This is a genomic window from Myxococcus sp. CA023, from assembly GCF_010998615.1.
In the GTDB taxonomy this organism is placed as follows: domain Bacteria; phylum Myxococcota; class Myxococcia; order Myxococcales; family Myxococcaceae; genus Myxococcus.
This window is the reverse complement of record NZ_JAAEAH010000061.1, coordinates 22,758-40,424: the sequence shown is the minus strand read 5'-3', so window position 1 is coordinate 40,424 and position 17,667 is coordinate 22,758. Positions and strand designations below refer to the sequence as shown.

At 70.5% G+C, this 17,667-nt stretch carries 14 protein-coding genes; 8 read left to right on the top strand and 6 right to left on the bottom strand.

Features of this window, described 5'->3' with window-relative positions:
* Positions 1 to 99: 99 nt before the first annotated feature.
* From F8M74_RS25290 to F8M74_RS25255, 8 genes are read left to right on the top strand one after another with little or no spacing between them, the layout of a single operon-like run.
* Positions 100 to 501: a hypothetical protein gene (locus F8M74_RS25290; protein ID WP_228560191.1), complete on the top strand. Its 402-nt coding sequence runs from the start codon at positions 100 to 102 to the stop codon at positions 499 to 501.
* A gap of 39 nt (positions 502 to 540) precedes the next feature.
* Entirely contained in the window at positions 541 to 2,811 is a 2,271-nt protein-coding gene (locus tag F8M74_RS25285; RefSeq protein ID WP_141254612.1) for an AgmX/PglI C-terminal domain-containing protein, read from the top strand.
* Between the two features lie 52 nt (positions 2,812 to 2,863).
* A complete protein-coding gene (locus tag F8M74_RS25280; RefSeq protein WP_141254613.1) occupies positions 2,864 to 3,499 on the top strand; it encodes an outer membrane beta-barrel domain-containing protein in 636 nt (211 codons plus the stop codon).
* Entirely contained in the window at positions 3,496 to 5,112 is a 1,617-nt protein-coding gene (locus F8M74_RS25275) for a hypothetical protein (protein ID WP_141254614.1), read from the top strand. The genes F8M74_RS25280 and F8M74_RS25275 overlap by 4 nt, the downstream gene beginning before the upstream one ends.
* Positions 5,109 to 8,378 carry a tetratricopeptide repeat protein gene (locus F8M74_RS25270; RefSeq protein WP_141254615.1) on the top strand — a complete coding sequence of 1,090 codons (3,270 nt, stop codon included), beginning with the start codon at positions 5,109 to 5,111 and terminating at the stop codon, positions 8,376 to 8,378. The genes F8M74_RS25275 and F8M74_RS25270 overlap by 4 nt, the downstream gene beginning before the upstream one ends.
* Positions 8,360 to 8,869 carry a hypothetical protein gene (locus F8M74_RS25265; protein ID WP_141254616.1) on the top strand — a complete coding sequence of 170 codons (510 nt, stop codon included), beginning with the start codon at positions 8,360 to 8,362 and terminating at the stop codon, positions 8,867 to 8,869. The genes F8M74_RS25270 and F8M74_RS25265 overlap by 19 nt, the downstream gene beginning before the upstream one ends.
* Positions 8,866 to 9,501, top strand: coding sequence for a hypothetical protein (locus F8M74_RS25260; protein WP_011551442.1), 636 nt, complete (start codon positions 8,866 to 8,868; stop codon positions 9,499 to 9,501). Before F8M74_RS25265 ends, F8M74_RS25260 begins: the two co-directional genes overlap by 4 nt.
* Positions 9,501 to 11,420 carry a tetratricopeptide repeat protein gene (locus tag F8M74_RS25255; RefSeq protein ID WP_141254617.1) on the top strand — a complete coding sequence of 640 codons (1,920 nt, stop codon included), beginning with the start codon at positions 9,501 to 9,503 and terminating at the stop codon, positions 11,418 to 11,420. The genes F8M74_RS25260 and F8M74_RS25255 overlap by 1 nt, the downstream gene beginning before the upstream one ends.
* 195 nt (positions 11,421 to 11,615) lie before the next feature.
* Here F8M74_RS25255 and F8M74_RS25250 read toward each other — a convergent pair whose 3' ends face one another.
* The 6 genes from F8M74_RS25250 to F8M74_RS25225 form a co-directional block, all read right to left on the bottom strand.
* Positions 11,616 to 12,464, bottom strand: coding sequence for an EamA family transporter (locus F8M74_RS25250; RefSeq protein ID WP_228560189.1), 849 nt, complete (start codon positions 12,462 to 12,464; stop codon positions 11,616 to 11,618).
* Between the two features lie 606 nt (positions 12,465 to 13,070).
* Positions 13,071 to 13,874, bottom strand: coding sequence for a heme ABC transporter ATP-binding protein (locus tag F8M74_RS25245; RefSeq protein WP_141254618.1), 804 nt, complete (start codon positions 13,872 to 13,874; stop codon positions 13,071 to 13,073).
* Entirely contained in the window at positions 13,871 to 14,959 is a 1,089-nt protein-coding gene (locus F8M74_RS25240; protein ID WP_141254619.1) for an iron ABC transporter permease, read from the bottom strand. Before F8M74_RS25240 ends, F8M74_RS25245 begins: the two co-directional genes overlap by 4 nt.
* A complete protein-coding gene (locus tag F8M74_RS25235; protein ID WP_141254620.1) occupies positions 14,956 to 15,858 on the bottom strand; it encodes a hemin ABC transporter substrate-binding protein in 903 nt (300 codons plus the stop codon). Before F8M74_RS25235 ends, F8M74_RS25240 begins: the two co-directional genes overlap by 4 nt.
* Positions 15,855 to 16,943, bottom strand: a complete 1,089-nt coding sequence (locus F8M74_RS25230) for a hemin-degrading factor (RefSeq protein WP_141254621.1) — start codon at positions 16,941 to 16,943, stop codon at positions 15,855 to 15,857. The genes F8M74_RS25235 and F8M74_RS25230 overlap by 4 nt, the downstream gene beginning before the upstream one ends.
* 27 nt (positions 16,944 to 16,970) lie before the next feature.
* Positions 16,971 to 17,630, bottom strand: a complete 660-nt coding sequence (locus F8M74_RS25225) for an HmuY family protein (RefSeq protein WP_141254622.1) — start codon at positions 17,628 to 17,630, stop codon at positions 16,971 to 16,973.
* Between the last annotated feature and the right edge of the window lie 37 nt (positions 17,631 to 17,667).

Below are 17,667 nucleotides of genomic sequence, written 5' to 3'. Positions count from 1 at the left end.
ATGGGGTGGAGTGCCCTCTACACCTGGGCGCGCACAGCGTCACATGCGCGCGCCGGAGTGTGCGTTGACAGCTCGGTACACGCATCGCTTAACCTGTTGATGATGCGACGCTTCCTCCTCTGCATGGCTGTCGCCCAGCTCCTCGGCGTCGGCACGCTGGTGGCTCCGGCCGAAGCCTGGGCCCAGAACCGCGGCCGTACCTCGCGCCAGGCGAAGTCCAAGGCCACCAAGAAGGCGGCCTCCAAGACGCCGCCGAAGATCGAGACCAAGGGCTCGGCCGTAGTAGACCCCGTGACGGGCGACGCGGCCACGGCCTCCTCCAACGCGCTGCCGCAGCGAGGCCCGGCGCGCATCGACTTCGATGACCGGCTCATCCAGGGACAGACGAACAAGTCCGGAGCCGTGTACCTCTATGACCGCAAGGAACTGAAGACGCGGTCGATGATCCGCGAGCGCGAGAGCTTCCGCTCCGAAACGCTCTCCACGGTGTACGACCACTAGGGCAGCACCGCCCCCCAGCCCTTGAATGGAGCGTCACCGTTGAGCGGCCAGCCCAGCGTCCTGCAAGTCGTCATCCTCCGCGACGGTCTCCTCGTGGGCACCGAGGTGTTCGTCCCGGGCACCTATGCGCTCGGCTCGGATCCATCCTCCGACCTGCGCCTGGATGACCCGTCCGTGGAGCCGCGGCACGCACTGCTCTACTTCCAGAACGGCCGCGCGGCGGTGCAGGACGCGGGCTCCAGCACGGGGCTCTTCGTCAATGGCCACCGCGTCTCCGCCTGTGAAATCCGGCCGGTGGACGAGGTCCTCTGTGGCCCCTTCATCCTGAAGACGCGCGTGCTGTCGCAGAAGCCGCAGGAGGCCAAGCCGCAGCCGCCGCCCGAGGTCGCCGCGCTGCTCGGCGCGGCCCAGGCGCCCACGCCGTTCGCGGCGCCACCGCAGGTCGCCGCGCCCGCGGCCCCGCCTCCCTCCGCCGCGCCCGCGCGGCAGCTCCGTCCGGCCACGGCGGTCCCGCCCGTGTCCACCGCCACCATGCCCGCCGCGCGCGTGCCACAGCAGGTGGCCGCGGTTCCTCCCGTCCACGTGGCGACGCAGCTGGCCTACCCCACTCCCGCGCAGCCCGTGCCCGCGGTGGCCGTGGTTCCGCCCGTGGCGCAGCAGGCCGCCGTCCACGCCGCTGGCGGCCACGCGCATGAGCTTCCGCAAGCGCAGCCCGCCGCCATCCCCGTGCCTGGAGCGCAGCAGGCTCCCGCGGGCGTACCGGCGAACACCGTCCCCTCGGTCCGCCGCCGGGCCGCGCCGGAGCCGGCCCCCGCGGCCAACCCGGGCATGCAGTTCGCGGACGAGCTGATGGCGGACCTCGCCCTCGACCCGCTCCCGGAGTCCACGGGGCCGCTGCTGCAGGAGCAACGCACGCTGGCGCGGCCCACGCATGCGCCGCGCATCGCGGCCGGCAAGGGCACGGCGCAGCTCTACCTGGAGCTGTACTGGGGCGCCATCCGCCGCGACGCGCGCCGCTTCGCGCCGGACAAGAAGAAGCCGGTGCAGGCCTCGCTGGACCTCGAGGGGGCCATGCCCCTGTGGGGCTTCACGCTGCCGGAAGGCGCGCCCTTCACGCTGGCCGAGCCGCTCAACAACGCCTTCCGCCTCTTCGTGCCGCCGGGCACCGACGTAGAGAAAAGCGGCGGTGACGGCCGCTTCACCCCCGTCACCGGCGCGGCCCTGGAGTCCGACGGCAGCCGCCGCTTCCTCACGCTGCGCGAGGGCACCGCCGCGCGCCTGACGCAGGGACAGATGTCCCTGGTGGCCTACGCCGCGCCCAAGCCCGCGCGCGTCTTCGTCAACCCGCTCAAGGGCCTGCCCTGGCTGACGCTGACGTGCCTGGGCCTCTTCGCCTCCGCCATGGCCGCGTTCCTGGTCATGAAGCCGGACCAGCCGGAGGTCGCGGACTTCCAGCACAAGAGCCTTCCGCCCGTGGCGCTGCGCCTCATCGCGCCCGAGCCGAAGAAGAAGGAGGAGGCGAAGAAGAAGCTGGAGGCCCTCCAGGAGAAGGTGAAGAAGCCCACCAAGGAGAAGGTGGCGGAGAAGGCCCCGCCCAAGCCGGCGGAGAAGACGCCACCGCCGCCGAAGCAGCCCGAGCAAGCGGTGGCCGCCGCCACGCCGCCGCAGAACAAGGCGCTCAAGGCGCTGGCCAAGCTGTCCGCCGCGGGCCCCGCCACCAACGATTTGCTCGCCGCCGTGGACAAGCTCGGCAGTGGCCCCGGCAGCAAGAACGCGAAGAACTCCAACTACAAGCTGTCCGGCCTCATCGGGAAGGCCCCCATCGCCAACGCGGGCCTGGGCACCTTCGGGTTGGGCGGCGGCGGCAAGGGCGGCGGCGCCACGCTGGGCGCGGAACTGCTGCGCGGCAAGGGCGGCGGCGGCATCGGCGCGCTGGGCGCGGGCGGCGTGGGCAAGGGCAAGGTGGGTGGCACCGTCACCCGCGCCACGGCCCGCAGCATCGCCTCCACGCAGGGCACGGTGGACCGTGAGGCGGTCGCGCGCGTCATCAACAGCAACCTGCACGAGGTGCACGGCTGCTATGAGCGCGCGCTGCTCAAGGACCCAGGTCTTGCGGGCAAGGTGGTGCTGGAGTGGACCATCGGCGCGAACGGCCGCGTGGTGGCCGCCAAGACGAAGTCCTCCACGCTGCGCAATGCCTCCGTCGAGTCCTGCATCCTCTCCAAGCTGAAGTCGTGGACGTTCCCTTCCCCCAAGGGTGGCGTCGTCATCATCACCTATCCGTTCCTCTTCAACTCGGTCGGCTACTGACGTGTCCTCAGTCCGCGCGTCCGTTCCCGTCCTCCCCCAGGAAGCCCCCACCGTGCGATACGCCCTGCTCATCCTCTTGCTGCTGACGCCCGGACTCGTCCGCGCGCAGGCCGAGGCGCTGGAGAATCCCGGCGCAGTGTCCGCCATCCAGGAGCGGCGATTCCGGATGCACCACGAGCTGCTGCTCGGCGTCGGCGTGCTGCCGGCCAACGCCTATTACAAGGGCCTGGTGGGCACCGTCGGATACACGTACCACTTCACTGACACCTTCGCGTGGCAGATCGGGCGCGGCACGTACAGCTACAACCTCCAGACGAGCCTGCGCCGCCAGCTCGAGCGCGACTTCAACACGTCCCCCAACGCCGCGGCCTTCCAGGACCAGGTGCAGTGGATGGTGGGCTCGGACCTCATCTGGAGCCCGCTCTACGGGAAGATGGCCTTCCTCAATGAGTCGGTGCTGCACATCGAGGCCTTCCTGCTGGGCGGCGGCACGGTGGTGAAGCTCGACCGCGACGGCGGCTTCCGGCCCGCCGTCAACGTGGGGCTCGGCCTGCGCCTCTTCACTGGCAAGACGCTGTCGCTGCGCCTGGACGTGACGAACAACACCGTCTTCACGGGCGCCACGCGCGTCATCCAGGTGCCCCTCATTCAGCTCGGAACCGCGTTCAACTTCGGCGCCACGGAATGACCTCCCGCTCGCTCATCGCCGCGCTCACCAGCGCCGCGCTCCTCGTGTCTCCAGCGCCCGCCGACGCGCAGTCTCCGGCCGCCGCGCAGCCCACGTCCACCGCCCCCGCGGCCGCTCCCACCCAGGGCACGCCTCCGGCGGGAGCAAAGGCCCCCGTTGACGCCAAGGCCGACGCGCCCGACGCCGGCAAGCCCGCCGCGAACGCCCCAACGGCGGGCGCGGAAGCCCCGCCGCCCGCGCCGCAGAAAGTGGACCCGGGCGTCTTCGACAAGGCGCTCAAGGACTACTTCGACGGCAAGCCGCGCGACGCCGCCGGGCCGCTCCACGCCTGGCTGCAGGCCGCGCCCAAGACGGACGAGAACTACGCCTGGGGCCAGTACTTCCTCGCGCGCAGCCTCATCGACCTGGGGCTGACGCACGCGGGGGCCTCGTACCTGGCCCGCATCGCCCGCGAGCGCTCAAACCCCAACGTGCTGCCTCGCGCCCTGGACACGCTCAAGGCGCTGACGGACCGGCCGCACGACGAGGTGATGATTGACGCGCAGGTGTTCGGCGCGCTGGACCTGGGCTTCCTCCCGGAAGACACGGGCGCGTATGCGCACTATCAGCAGGGACTGGTGGACCTGCGCGTGGGCAACGAGCGCTGGGCCAACACCCACTTCGCCAAGCTGTCGGAGACGAGCCCCGAGGCCAGTCGCGCGAAGTTCGCGCTGCTCGTCACCCGACTGAAGCAGGTGAAGGAGCCGTCGGACGAAATCATCTCCGACTTCCTGGCGCTGTCCGAGGACGCGAAACTCACCCGCGAGGCCCGCAACGAGGCGGCGCTGGCGGTGGCGCGCCTGCGCTACGAGCGCAAGGACTTCCAGGGCGCGTTGGAGGCATATGACCGCGTGAAGCTGCCCGAGCTGGACCCGGGCCGCGCCAGCCTCTACCTGGAGGAGGCGTGGACCCGCTACAAGCTGGGCGAGCTGCGCGCGTCGCTGGGAATCCTCACCACGCTGGACGCGCCGTCCTTCCGCGACGAGTTCCTGCCGGACAAGTACCTGCTGCGCGCGCTCATCTACCGGGACTTGTGCCACTACCTGCCGGCCAAGCGCGCCGCCAAGGAGCTGACGCGGCGCTTCGCGGACTCGCTGGAGGCGGTGCGCAACCGCGAGGACCTCACCCAGGACGTGCGCCTGCGCCGCGCCGCCAACGCCCACGGAAGCACCCAGCGCGCCGCGCGCTTCCTGGAGACGTTGGAGCTGGAGGGCGAGCGGCTGGGCCGCTACGCCGGCAGCTTCGGCGACCGGCTCTTCTCGCACCTGACGAAGCTCTATGACTTGTCCCGCGCCGAGGCGGTCCGCGTCCATGACGCGCGGCTGGCCGAGGCCGTCCGCCAGGAAGCGGACACGCTGCTGCGCGCCGCCGAGCAGGTGCGCCTGATGGAGTACGAAGTGGGCCTGAAGCTGTATGAGCGCGTGAAGAAGGGCGCGCGGATTGTCGCGCCGGAGGACGAGCAGATTCTGTCGCCCACGCAAACGGCCTACCGTTTCGACGGCGAGTACTGGAACGACGAGCTGCGCTCCTACCGGGTCCGCATCGACAGCCGCTGCATCGAGGAGACGCCATGACCGGCCACCTGACGGGCCTGATTGCCGCCGCGATGCTCGCGGCCGCCCCGGGTGGCGCTGGACGTCCCGGCCCGGGCATCAACCCGATTGTCTCCAAGGCCAAGGAGCGCGACGAGCTCATCGCCAAGCTCAAGCGCGACATCTTCAAGGTGGACCGCGCCATCGGCGAGACGGAACGCCTCATCTCCAAGAGCCGCAACGCGCCCTACCTGCCGGACCTCCAGTTCCGGCTGGCCGAGCTCTACGTGGAGAAGAGCCGCTACGTGTACTACCTCCAGGCCGAGTCGCGGCCGGAGGGGGCCAGCGGCGCCATCGTCTCCCCTGAGACGCGGCTGCTGAAGCAGAAGGCCGTGCAGATGTACTACCGGCTGCTGCGCGAGTATCCGGACTTCAAGGACGGCGACCAGGTGACGTTCTACCTGGCGCACGAGCAGCGCGAACTGGGCCAGTTCGACGAGATGCTCAAGACGCTCGGCGACCTGACGCGCAAGTTCCCTGGCAGCCCGCTGCGCCTGGAGGCGGAGCAGATTCTGGGCGACCACTTCTTCGACAAGGCCGACCTGGGCGAGGCGGAGAAGCACTACCAGGCCATCCTGGAGGCCCCGCCCTCACCGGTGCACGACCTGGCCCGCTACAAGATGGGCTGGATTCGCGTGAATCAGGCCAAGCACGCGGAGGCCGTCACCTTCTTCGAGGCCGCGGCCGCCAGCGCGCCGCTGCCCGGCGTGGACGTGAAGAAGGCGCTCAACGTCAAGCGCGAGGCCCTGCTGGACCTCGTGTACAGCTACACCGAGGCCAAGCCCCCCAAGGGCGCGCTCAACTACTTCGAGAAGCTCAGCGACAGCCGCGCCACGTACGCGCTCGCGCTGGACAAGCTGGGCAACCGGTACTTCATCAAGCAGCAGTACGAGTGGGCCATCCCCGCGCTGCGCAAGCTGATGGAGATCCAGCACGACCCGGAGCTGGACCTGGAGCGCGGCCAAAAGCTCTACGACGCCATCAAGGCATCCAAGGGCAAGGTGCTGCCGGACGCCGAGGACCTGCGAATCCTCGTGCGCGCCGCGGTGCAGAGCAAGACGGACCCCGAGCTGGCGGAGGCCGAGCGCAAGAAGCACCTAGTGGAGCTGGAGGAGATGGCGCGCGACCTCTCCACCCTGCTCCATGTGGAGGCGCAGAAGAAGAACGACAAAGCGCTCTACGTGAGCGCGGCGGAGGCCTATCAGGCGTACCTGGGCCTCTTCCGGCCCGAGCAGCACGTGCGCACGATGATGAAGAACCGCGCGGACGCGCTGTTCTCCGCCAACGCGTACCCCGAGGCCGCGCGCCAGTTCGAGGAGCTGGCCCGCTACCAGGTGAAGGCCAAGGACGCGAAGGGTGAGGAGGAAGCGCTCAACGCCGCGCTGCTGGCGCACTTCTCCACGCTCAAGCCGGAGGAGGCGCAGACGCGCAACGCCTTCGAGGTGGCGGACGCGCGTCAGGCCATGAAGCTGCTGGGCGCCGACTTCGTGTCGCGCTACCCCCGCAGTGAGAATGCCCTGGTGGTGAAGTTCAACATCGCCCGCGCCTACTACGAGGACGGCGAGTACCCGAAGGCCGCGGAGCTGTTCACCGCCTTCGCGCTGAGCCACCCGCAGCACAAGGAAGCCCCCATCGCGGGCAACCTGGCGCTGGACAGCCTGCGGCAGCTCAACGACTTCAAGGGCCTGGATGAGACGGGCAAGAAGCTGCTGGGCGCGCCGCTGCCGGCCAGCTTCCGCGCGGACGTGCAGAAGATTCTCACGCAGAGCCGCGCCGAGGCGCTGGATGAGCTGGCCCTGCAGAGCGCCCAGGAGACGGGCGACGTCATCCAGGGCCTGGTGAAGGTCGCCGACGAGAACAAGAACTCCGACATCGGCGAGAAGGCGCTCTACGGCGCGTTCACCGCGGCGCGCGAGAAGCGCGACATGCAGGCCCAGCGAGACCTGGGCACGAAGCTGGTGCAGGACTACCCGAAGAGCCAGTACCTGTCGGACGTGCTGCTGACGCTGGGCCGGCACGCGGCGGAGGCCGCGGCGTTCGGCGAGGCGGCGGGCTGGTTCGAACAGGTGGGCCAGAAGCTGGGTGGCGACTTCGCCGCCGTGGACGGCTGGCTGGCCGGCGCGCGGCTGCGCATGGCGCTGGGCGAGCACAAGGAGGCGGCGCGTGACCTGGAGGCCGCCGCCGACATCGCTGGCGCGCGCAAGGCGGACATCCTGGTGATGCTGGCGGAGACGCGGCTGAAGCAGAAGGACTACGCCCGCGCGAAGACGGCGGCCGAGGCCGCGCTGAAGATGGACCGTCACAGCGCCGCCGCCGCGGCGGTGCTGGCCGAGGTGCAGGCCACCACCGCGCCCACCGCGCCCGCCGACGCGCTCATCGCCACCCTCACCACCGCGGTGCAGGGCCCCAACGGCGGCACCGAGGAGGCGGCGAAGGGCCTCTGGTACCTGGGCGAAATCCTCTACCGCGGCTACAGAGATTTGCCGGCGGACCAGGTGGAGGAGAAGGTCGCCGCGCTCCAGAGCATGGAGGGCATCTACACGCAGGCCGCGTCGCTGGGCTACGCCGAGTGGGCGGTGGCCTCGCTGTGGAAGCTGGCGCTCGCATACGGCCACATCGCGGACGTGGTGGAGGGCACGGCCGTTCCCGCGGGCCTCTCCGCCGCGGAGGCGCAGCAGTTCCGGGCCGCGGTGAAGGAGCAGGTGACGCCGCTGAAGGCGCGCTCCGACGAGGCGTTCAAGGCCTGCTTGTCCCGCGCCGAGTCCCTGGAGGTCTTCAGCGCCGCGGTGGTGGGATGCCGCGCTCGCACGGAGACGGCGGCGCTGCCGGTGCCGCAGCCGGGCACGCCCACGCAGCCGGCGTCCCTGGAGGAGCTGCGCAAGAAGGCCGAGCGCACGCTCAACGCGGAGGCGCTGGAGGCACTGGGTCTGGCCTACCTGGACGCGCGCCAGTACGGCATGGCGCAGCTCACCCTGGGCCGCGTCACGGAGCTGCAGGACACGCGGGCCTCGGCGCACTCCGCGCTGGGTCTGGCGCTGCTCCACATGGGTGACGCCATGGGCGCGCGCGAGGCATACGGCCGCGCCATGGACTCCGACCCCACCTTCGGCAAGGCGCGCCTCAACCTGGCCGCGCTGCGCTGCCGCTTCGGTGACGTCGACGGCGCACGCCGCGAGCTGGCCGTGCTCAAGGACGTGGCCTCGCTGGGCGGCAACGACGTGGACGGCGGGTGGAAGGCATGCAAGTGAGGCCCTCGCGTGCATCGTGGCTCGGCGTCCTGCTCACCGCCATCCTCTGCGCTTGTGGCGACGAGGGCGGGCGGCTGGAGGGCAGCGTGACGTCGCTGCTCGACCTGCGCTACGACCGCGCGGAGGCGCATCTGGCCGAAGGTGAGCTGGCGGTGAACTTCGTCACCCAGCAGGGCACCGGCACCAACACGGTGCTGAAGGTCAGCGCCCGGGTGCAGGACATGCTCCCGGAGGGCTACACCGGCTCGCTGGACGTCAACCTGGCGGAAGTCCTGGCCAACGGCGCCCAGCGCGGCGCCATTGGCCGCAACGTGCTGGATGAGCCGGCGCGGACCTTCCCGGAGCTGCGGGTGGGTGGGCTGAAGGTGAAGGCCCTCCCCAGCCAGCAGGGCCAGCGCATCTCCGGCGAGTTCCACGTCACGTTCGTCAACGGCACCCACACCTATTCCGGGCGCACCATCTTCGGAAGCTTCGAGGCGACGGTTCCATGAAGCGCTTTGTCCTGCTCACCCTCCCCCTGCTCTCCGCGTGCGGCGCCAGCTACAACATGCGCGTGCCCGATTCGATGGAGAAGAAGCTCCCGTACGAGGCGCGCATCGAGCTGCTGGAGGCGGAGAACAACCTCGCGCTCGCCATCGACAGGGTGGACGAGGCCGACAACGAGATTGGCCGCGCCCGCGACAACATCCGCCGCGCCCGCTCCCGCAAGGAAGCCGCGGAGGATGAAGTGGACCGCGCGTCGGACGAGGTGTCTCGCGAGGTGGCGAAGCTGGCCATCGCCGAGGCCGAAGCCCGCGTGGAGTATCTGCGCGCCCGGCAGCGGCTCAGCGTGGGCCTGCGGGACGTGGAGCGGCTGGCGCTGCGCTGCGCCTTCGCCGAGTTCGAGCTGGCCCGGCTGCAGGCCGCCCGGAAGGCGAAGGTCGAGGGCAGCGAGCGGCTGGACCCGAAGGAATTCGAGGAGCAGGTCTCCGAGTGCAAGGCGGAGGTGAAGGAGGAACGCGCCGAGCTCGCTGGAGACGAGAAGGAAGAGAAGACCGCGCGGGAGGCGTGGGAGGCGAAGAAGGCGGCGCTCGCGAAGAAGACCTTCGACGCGCGCGCGAGTCCCTACGTGGAGAACCTATAATGAAGACTGCCAGCTTCCTGGTGCTCCAGCTCCTCACCGCGCAGGCCGCCGAGCCCGACACGGCCACGCTCGAGCGCACCGCCGCCGTGGAGAGCGCGCGGTTGGCCGAGTCCCCCGACGACGCGGATGCCCTGTACCGCCTGGGCACCGCCTTCCTCGCGCTCAACACGCCGAAGAAGGCCGTGGCGCCCCTGAAGAAGCTGGTGGCCCAGGAGCCGGACCTCATTCCGCCGAAGCTGGCCCTGGCCCGCGCGCTGCGCCTGTCCGGCGAGCCGGAGCAGGCGCGCACGGTGCTGGACGCGGCCATCGCCGCCTTCCCCGAGGAGTCCACGCTCCGGGCCGAGCGCGGCCTGCTGGCGCGCGTGCTGGACGAGCGCGACGTGGCCATCAGCCAGTACGCGGTAGCGGTGGAGCTGGCCCCTCAGGACGCGGAGCTGCGCTTCAACCTGGGCGAGGCCCTGCAGCGCGCCAGCCGCACGGACGACGCCATCGAGGCCTACCGTGAGGCGTTGAAGCTGGACGCGAAGCTCAACGTGGCCCGCGTGAATCTGGGCAAGGCCCTGGCGGAGAAGGGCCTCAACGGCGAGGCCAAGGAGACGCTGCGCGAGGCCACCCGGCAGAAGCTGGGTGACACCGAGGCGCACTACAACCTCGGCGTGCTCCTCATGCGGGAGAGCGACCTGGACGGCGCCATCGCCGAGTACCAGCGCACGCTCGCCGCCGCCCCCAAGCACGCCAGCGCGCACAACAACATGGGCGTGGCGTTCAACGAGAAGGGCGACCCGCGCAAGGCCACCGACGCCTTCCTCAAGGCCATCGCCGCAGACCCGAAGTTCGCCGAGGCGCACTTCAACCTGGGGCTGGCGTACTACCAGCTCGGTGACTACGCCCGGGCCACGAAGGCCTTCGAAAAGGCCGTGGTGCTGGAGCCGCAGCGGTCCAGCGGGCCGTACACGCAGCTGGGCCACCTGTACCTGACGCAGGGCAAGAAGAAGCAGGCCGTGGAGGCCTTCAAGACGGCCATCGAGAAGAGCGCCGAGGACGGGAAGAAGACGACGGAGGCGTACCAGGGACTTGCTCGCGCGTGGCTCAGCCTGGGCAAGGCGGACGAAGCGGTGGCCACCCTGAAGACGGCCGTGGACGCCTTCCCGAAGGACGCGAGCGCCCGCGCCGCCTATGGCGAGGCCCTGCGCGCCAAGGGTGACTTGGATGGCGCCATCGCCGAGTACGAAGAGGGTGTGAAGCTCGCCCCCACGCCGGAGAACCGGCTGGCGCTCGCGGATGTGTACGCGCAGAAGCGGGTGGGCGCGAAAGCACAACCGCTCTACAAGGCCCTCCTGGACGAGGACCCCGCCAATCGCGCCGCGAAGCTGGCGCTCGCGGACCTGCTGCTGGCCATGGGCGACTATGTGGCGGCGGAGGGGCTGCTCAAGCCCAAGGACGGCGAAGAGGGCGACACCGCGGCGCTGGCGCGGCTGGGCATCGTCCATTCGCGGCGAGGGCGGCCGGACCTTGCGGTGTCGGAGCTCGAGGCGGTGGTGGCGAAGGACCCGGCGCAGCTCGAGGCTCGCGCGGAGCTGGGCTTCATCTACCTACGTGGCGGCGACGGCGCGAAGGCGAAGAAGGTGCTGACGTCCGTGCTGTCGGTGGACCCACGCCACTCGCTGGGCCTGCTGTACATGGGCCACACGCTGTACCAGCAGGGCAACACGAAGGGCGCGGAGAAGTCCTTCCGCAACGCCGTGCAGGCGGACCCGAACTTCGCCGAGCCGCACAACGCACTCGGGCAACTGCTGGAGGCGACGAAGCGCATCGACGAGGCAAAGGATGCCTACAAGATGGCCGTGCAGTTGCAGCCGGACCACCCAGATGCGAAGGACGCACTGAAGCGGCTGACGGCGTCCGCGCCCACGCCGTAGGCCGCTCGCGGAACGTCTCGCCGCAATGCATGCGGCGAGATGGGCGGAGGGTGTGCACGCCCACGCCATAGGCGTCTCGCAGGACGTCTCACTGCAAGGCCTGCGCGCGAGATGAACTGACCGCGCGCGAGCCACAGCAGCGCGGACAAATGCGCGCATGGGCATCGCGTCCGCGCGGTCCAGCGTTGAACCCACCTATGCCGGCACGCCGAGCAACAACGCGCCCACGGCGACGAGCGCGGCGCCCGACAGTTGCCGCCGGCCCAAGCGTTCCCCCTGGAGCGCCGCGAGCACCAGCGCGAAGGCGATGGAGGTGTTTCGAAGCGTCAGCACCGCGCCTGCGCCTCCCCCCGCCAGCGCCGTCAACAACAGGCCGAACGACAACGCGGAGATGAGCCCCGCCGTCAGAACAAGCCCCGGTGCGAGCAAAGCCTCCCGGCGGAAGGCAGCCCACCCCTGCTGACGGCCCCGCTCCAGGATGAGCACGGGCAGCGCGACGAGCAGGCCGGTGGCGAACAACGCAGGAGGCTGCGCGCCCGTCCCCAGTGCCATCTTGTAGCTCAAGTGGTAGCCCGCGATTCCCACCGCCGACAAGGCCGCCCACGCCACGCCCGCCCCTGCGGCCCCCGATGGACGGGACAGGTTCATCACCGCCAGCCCAACGCAGAGCATCGCCACGCCCGACACCGTCCACGAGGACACAGCCTCCCCCAGCCACAGCACGGACACCGGCCAGACGAGCAGCATCGCGCCGCCACGAGACACCGTGTACGCGAGCCCGAGTGGCGCCTGACGCAGCGACCGCGCGAGCCCCGCGAGGTAAACGCTCTCACACACGCCCGCCCACAGCGCCCAAACGAGCCCCTCCGTGCTGGAGAACGCAGGGCCACGCATCCCCAGCGCCCAGATGCCACTGGCCAGGATGACCACGGACATGACGCTCACCACGCCCACTTCCGGATTGGGATGACGCTTGAGCAGCGCATTCCAAGCCGCGTGCAGGAACGCGGACGACAACACCAGCACCAGCGCAGCAGTCTCCAATGCGGCTCCTCGACGACGACCTACGCCCGTGACTACTCCAATCCCCGCACGGGCGCAGCGCCCCCTTGGAGGCCGTTCGCGAGCTCGCTGTTCGGAAATGTCGGGGGTTTTGACCGACCGGATCAAAAGTCCCGACATTTCCGAACAGCGACCTGCCAGCCTCGACCCCGCCCCCCTTGCGGTCAGGGCTCCTCGTCCGTAGTGCCAGTATGCGTGCCGTCCCCCGTCATGAGCACGGCGGGCAATTCAGGTTCCGTGGGCACAGGCTGGGGCTCCATCGGATTCACATGGTGGCCCGTCCTGCTCCGGCCCGCACGCCAGCACGAGGATGCCCAGGCACAACACCGCCGCTTCGAAACGCAATGCGTGGCACCTCCGCGTCCACCGAACGGGGACGGGGTGAGGAGGCACGACAGCACGCCCGATGTGCGGCGTGGGAGCACCGGGCAGGCCACGGCCTCCCTACCCGTCTGCCGCCAGCGTGGCGAAACGGCGCCTCCCACGGGAAAGGCCCTGGGCCATCACGCGCGGTGTGGAGGGGCACCGGGCGCGCCCAGGGCGTTTCCCGCGGGGAGCTGAACCCAGCGGACACGGCTCCGTCCGTGCTCAGGGAGGCAGCGGCGCGCGGCCCTCCGGGATGACCAGGGGACCGGGCGAGCCCGGCCATTCGACGACCTGCACGCGCAGACCGAAGACGCGGGCCACCAACTCCTGGGAAAGCACCTGCGCCGGTGCGCCCAGTTCAACCACCCGGCCCTCGGCGAGCACGGCCATCCGGTGCGCGTAGCGCGCGGCCAGATTGAGGTCATGCAGCACCGCCAGCACCGCGCCACCCGCCTGGGCGAAGCGCGCCGCCGCCTCCAGCACGAGGTGCTGGTGGGCCAGGTCCAGACTCGCCGTCGGCTCGTCCAGCAGCAGGTAACGGTGTCCGGATGCCAACGGATCGGAGAGCTGAGCCAGCACCCGAGACAGCTGCACACGCTGCCGCTCGCCCCCCGACAGCGTGAGATACGAACGTGAAGCCAGGTGTCGCGTGTCGGTGGCATCGAGCGCCGCCACCGCCGCCGCCAGGTCCGCGCTGCCTTCAGCGCGGCTCGCATGGGGACTCCGTCCCAGCAGCGCCACCTCCAGCGCCGTGAAGCCGAAGCCCAGCGACGACTCCTGGGGAAGCACGCCCAGCCGCATGGCCCGCTCCCGCGGCTTCCACTGCAACAAGGGAGTGCCGTCCAGGAGCACCTCGCCCGTCGAGCACCGCAGCTCGCCCGACATGGCGGACAGCAGCGTGGACTTGCCCGCGCCGTTGGGTCCCACGACGGCCAGCACCTCACCGGGCTGCAGCGTCAAATCCATGGGCCCCAGCGTCCGCCCACGGCCACGCCACACCTCGATGCCACGAACCTCCAGGCTCATGCGGCCCCCTTGCGCGACAGCAGCCCGATGAAGACAGGGACACCCAGCACGGACGTGAGCGCGCCCACGGGCAACTCAGAGGGAATGGCCGCCGTGCGAGCCAGCAGGTCCGCGCCCACCAGCAGCGAGGCCCCCAGCAAGGCGGATGCACTGAGCAGCCGCCGGTGGTCCGGCCCCAGCGCCAGCCGCAACAGCGCGGGCACCAGCAAGCCCACGAAGGCGATGACGCCGGTGACGGACACCGCGGCCCCCACCCCCAGGGCCGCGGCGAGGATGAGCCGGCGCTTGAGGCGCTCGACATCCACGCCCAGGTGCCACGCCTCGCGCTCCCCCAGCAACAGGAGGTTGAGGGTGCGCGCCTCACGCAGCAACAGGCCCAGGGCGATGAGCAGCGGCGGCGTGGCTGCCCCCACCACGTCCCAGGACGCACCGCCCAGGCTGCCCCAGGTCCAGAAGGTGATGGAGCGGAGCTGTGCGTCGGTGGCCATCTGCGTGAGCAGACCGATGCCCGCGCCCGCCCCCGCGCTGACAGCCACGCCCGCCAGGAGGATGCGCGCCGTCTCCGTGCGACCGCCGCCCCCACCCAGCCGGTGCGCGAGCAACGTGGCGCCCAGCGCGCCCATGAAGGCCGCGCCCGGCACCGCGAGCATCCGCAGCGAGCCCAGGTGGGCACTGAGGGCCACGTCCATGACGATGGCCCCCACCGCCCCCAGCGCCGCGCCGCTGGAGGTGCCCAGCAGGCCGGGCTCCACCAGCGGGTTGCGGAACAACGCCTGCAGCGCGGCACCACAGGTGGCCAGCACCGCGCCCACCATGATGCCGAGCGTCACGCGCGGAAGGCGGATGGACAGCAGCACCGCCTGCTGCACGGACTCCAGCTTGTGGCCGATGTCCAGGCCCACCCGTTCCAGCAGACTGCCCGCCAGTGCCAGCAGAGGCACCGGCACCGCGCCCACGGCGAGCGACAGGAGCACCACGCCCAGCAGCAGCGCCGTCAGCAGCAGCCACGGACGCGGGGCTGCTGGATGGATGGGCTCCTGGGTGCGGTAGGTGGCGGAGACGGGCGCAATCCCCGACGCACTCATTTGCTGCCCCGAGCCGGGGACATGTACCCATCCTGCAAGCGGCTCACGGCCTTGCCCAGGTGAGGCCCCAGCCCCATGAAGTGGACGTCGTCCACGGTGATGAGGCGCCAGCCGCGCACCTGCGACAGGCCGGGCGTGCGCGACAGGCCCTCCTCTCCGCCCACCGGCTCCAAGGAGCTCGCCGGCATGAGGATGAAGTCCGGCGCCGCTTCGACCACCGCCTCCGGCGTCAGCGGCTTGTGGCCCGCATATCCGGCGATGGCATTCACACCGCCCGACAACGTGACGAGCTCGCCCGCCGCCGTCCCGGCGCCCGCAACCATGAGGACGTTGGCCCCGCGCGCATACAGCGCGAGGACCCGCGGCGGCTTCGCGTCCTTGCGCGCCGCCGTGCGCTCCCGCGCCTTGCGCAGGTCCGAGTCCAGCTGCTTGACCAGGGCCTCACCCTGCTCCGCCTTGCCCAGGCGCTGCGCGAGCGTCCGGATGCGCTCGCGCGTGGCTTCGACGGTGTGATTGTTCGGCAGCACCACCACGTCCACGCCCACCGTCTTGAGCTGCTCGAGCACGCCCGGGGGGCCCGCCTCCTCGGACGCCAGAAGCTGCGACGTCCCCAGCGCGACGATGGCCTCCGATGACAGCGCCCGCTGGTAGCCCACCTTCGGCGACTTCCGGGCGACCTCCAACGCCAGGCTGGTGTCGTCCACGCCCACCACCTGCCCGCCCGCGCCCAGCGCGAAGACGGTTTCGGTGATGGCGGGGCCGACGGTGACCAGCTTCGCCGCGTTGACCGGGGCCTTGGCCGCGGCCGCCGCCTGAGGCTTCGCGGGCGCCGGCACCGCCGCGTGCGCGAGCGAGGCCACCGCCATGAAGACCCACGACAGTCCGGACGCGCGGCTCATCGCGAGCCCTCACTCGCGGGCAGCGCCTTGGCCAGCTCCTCGGCCAGCGCGCGCCACTCGGGCGACTCGGGCTGCCCCGGCTTCCGCTTGCCGAAGATGAGCGCGATGTTGTCCCCCGCCTCGTTGAACAGCTCCAGGGACGTGACGACGCCGTCCCGCGTGGGCTTGCGCACGACCCACGCCGAGTGGACGTGGTCCGCGCGGACGTGGAGGTTGAAGCCCGCGTCCAACACGTTCATCCACGGGCCCATCGGCTTCACGTTCTTCACCGGGCCGGTGTGAATCTGGATGCAGCCGGGGTTGCCCACGAAAATCATGATGGGCAGCTCCGTCGCGGACGCCTTCTCCAGCACCCACGTCAGCGAGGACGCCGCCACCGGGGTGGTGAGCTCCGGCTCGGCCAGGCGGAGCGCCTGGGTGCGCGCCACGCTGAAGCGGTTGAGCAGCATGAAGAACTCATGCGTGTCCTGGAGCGCGCGCCAGCCGGAGCGCAGCCCCTCCGCGTCAATCTCACTGTCGGGCTTGGGCTCCGCCGCGGGCGTGGCCGGGACGATGCTGAGCACCGGCGACTGGTCCGCGTGGGTGAATTCCTTCACCAGGGTGTCGAACGTCTCCTCGCGCCCGGCCTCCTCCACGTAGATTTTGTGGACGGCCGTCCCCGACGCGTCGAAGAACTGGAGGCTGCGGCGGAGGCCATCGCCGTGCGGCTCGCGGGTGGCGAAGCCGAAGCTCCAGCGCGTGAAGAACAGGCGCAGGTCGATTTCCTCGTCCAGCACCAGCCCCTGCTTGCCGTGCAGCTCGATGTTACGCCAGGTGCCACGCTTCTCGTGCACGGCATGCGCGTTGCGCGTGAGCGACATCACCCGCCCCAGCGACTCGAAACGAGGCAGGAGCGCATCCAGCCGGAGGTCCAGCCGGATGACACTCTCGCCAAGTCCCGTGGCGAGCAACTGGGCTTCACTCACACCCAGTTGCTCGGCGGCGTCACGGATGCGGGTGCGGGGCTGCTCCTCGCGGAGGGTCTGCCAGCGCTGGCGCAGACGGGTGGACTCGGAGACGACATCAGAGTTCGCGGTCTGATTCATGTTGGACACCTGGAAGTGGAAGGATGCTCAGTACGAGGACGGCTGCGTCACCGCGCTGCCGCTGGAGGCGGGGCCAGGCACCTTCGCCCAGCGGAACGACAACATCCCCGGCGTACCCGCATCGTCGTAATAGGACTGCATGGCGACCTTGAAGTAGTCACCAGCGTCGGAGCGGACGACGTACACATTGCGACGCGCCGTGAGGGCGTGCGTCGTCATGTCATAGACGTACCACCCGTCGCCCTGCTGGAAGGCGCTGTCCGGGTCCTCGCCCCGGTCCGGGCCGTCCTCGGAATCCGCGACGTAGCCGTCCGCCGGCGCCCGCGTCACCGCCGCGAAGTCCGTCTCGAGGAGCACCGCCACCGCCACGTTGCCGGTACCACTCACGCCGCCTCGAGTACGGACGTTGAAGCGGTTGAAGGCCAGGTCCCAGACAGTGTCCTCGGAGGCGCTCACCTGCGCGCCCTTGTCCAGGTCCAGGCCAATCCAGTCCGCGCTGCTCGTCGCGTTCACGGTGGTGGTGTACGAGCCGTCATCGTTGGCCACGTGATTCACGTGGGAGCCATCCGTCGGCTGGCTCTCTGGTGGCAGTTCGAGGTCATCGCCACACGCGGACAGGGAACCGGCCAGCAGCAGAGCGGCGGTGGCGCGGCCCAGGAAGGATGAGCGGGGAGAGAAGCGGGACATGAAGACTCCTTGAGTGAGTGAGTGAGCGGTGGAAGGG

Excerpts from the sequence above, each read along its gene's own strand:
- F8M74_RS25230 (WP_141254621.1), bottom strand. The coding sequence starts at position 16,943 with ATGAATCAGACCGCGAACTCTGATGTCGTCTCCGAGTCCACCCGTCTG.
- F8M74_RS25255 (WP_141254617.1), top strand. The coding sequence starts at position 9,501 with ATGAAGACTGCCAGCTTCCTGGTGCTCCAGCTCCTCACCGCGCAGGCC.
- F8M74_RS25245 (WP_141254618.1), bottom strand. The coding sequence starts at position 13,874 with ATGAGCCTGGAGGTTCGTGGCATCGAGGTGTGGCGTGGCCGTGGGCGG.
- F8M74_RS25235 (WP_141254620.1), bottom strand. The coding sequence starts at position 15,858 with ATGAGCCGCGCGTCCGGACTGTCGTGGGTCTTCATGGCGGTGGCCTCG.
- F8M74_RS25275 (WP_141254614.1), top strand. The coding sequence starts at position 3,496 with ATGACCTCCCGCTCGCTCATCGCCGCGCTCACCAGCGCCGCGCTCCTC.
- F8M74_RS25290 (WP_228560191.1), top strand. The coding sequence starts at position 100 with ATGATGCGACGCTTCCTCCTCTGCATGGCTGTCGCCCAGCTCCTCGGC.
- F8M74_RS25260 (WP_011551442.1), top strand. The coding sequence starts at position 8,866 with ATGAAGCGCTTTGTCCTGCTCACCCTCCCCCTGCTCTCCGCGTGCGGC.
- F8M74_RS25225 (WP_141254622.1), bottom strand. The coding sequence starts at position 17,630 with ATGTCCCGCTTCTCTCCCCGCTCATCCTTCCTGGGCCGCGCCACCGCC.
- F8M74_RS25240 (WP_141254619.1), bottom strand. The coding sequence starts at position 14,959 with ATGAGTGCGTCGGGGATTGCGCCCGTCTCCGCCACCTACCGCACCCAG.
- F8M74_RS25270 (WP_141254615.1), top strand. The coding sequence starts at position 5,109 with ATGACCGGCCACCTGACGGGCCTGATTGCCGCCGCGATGCTCGCGGCC.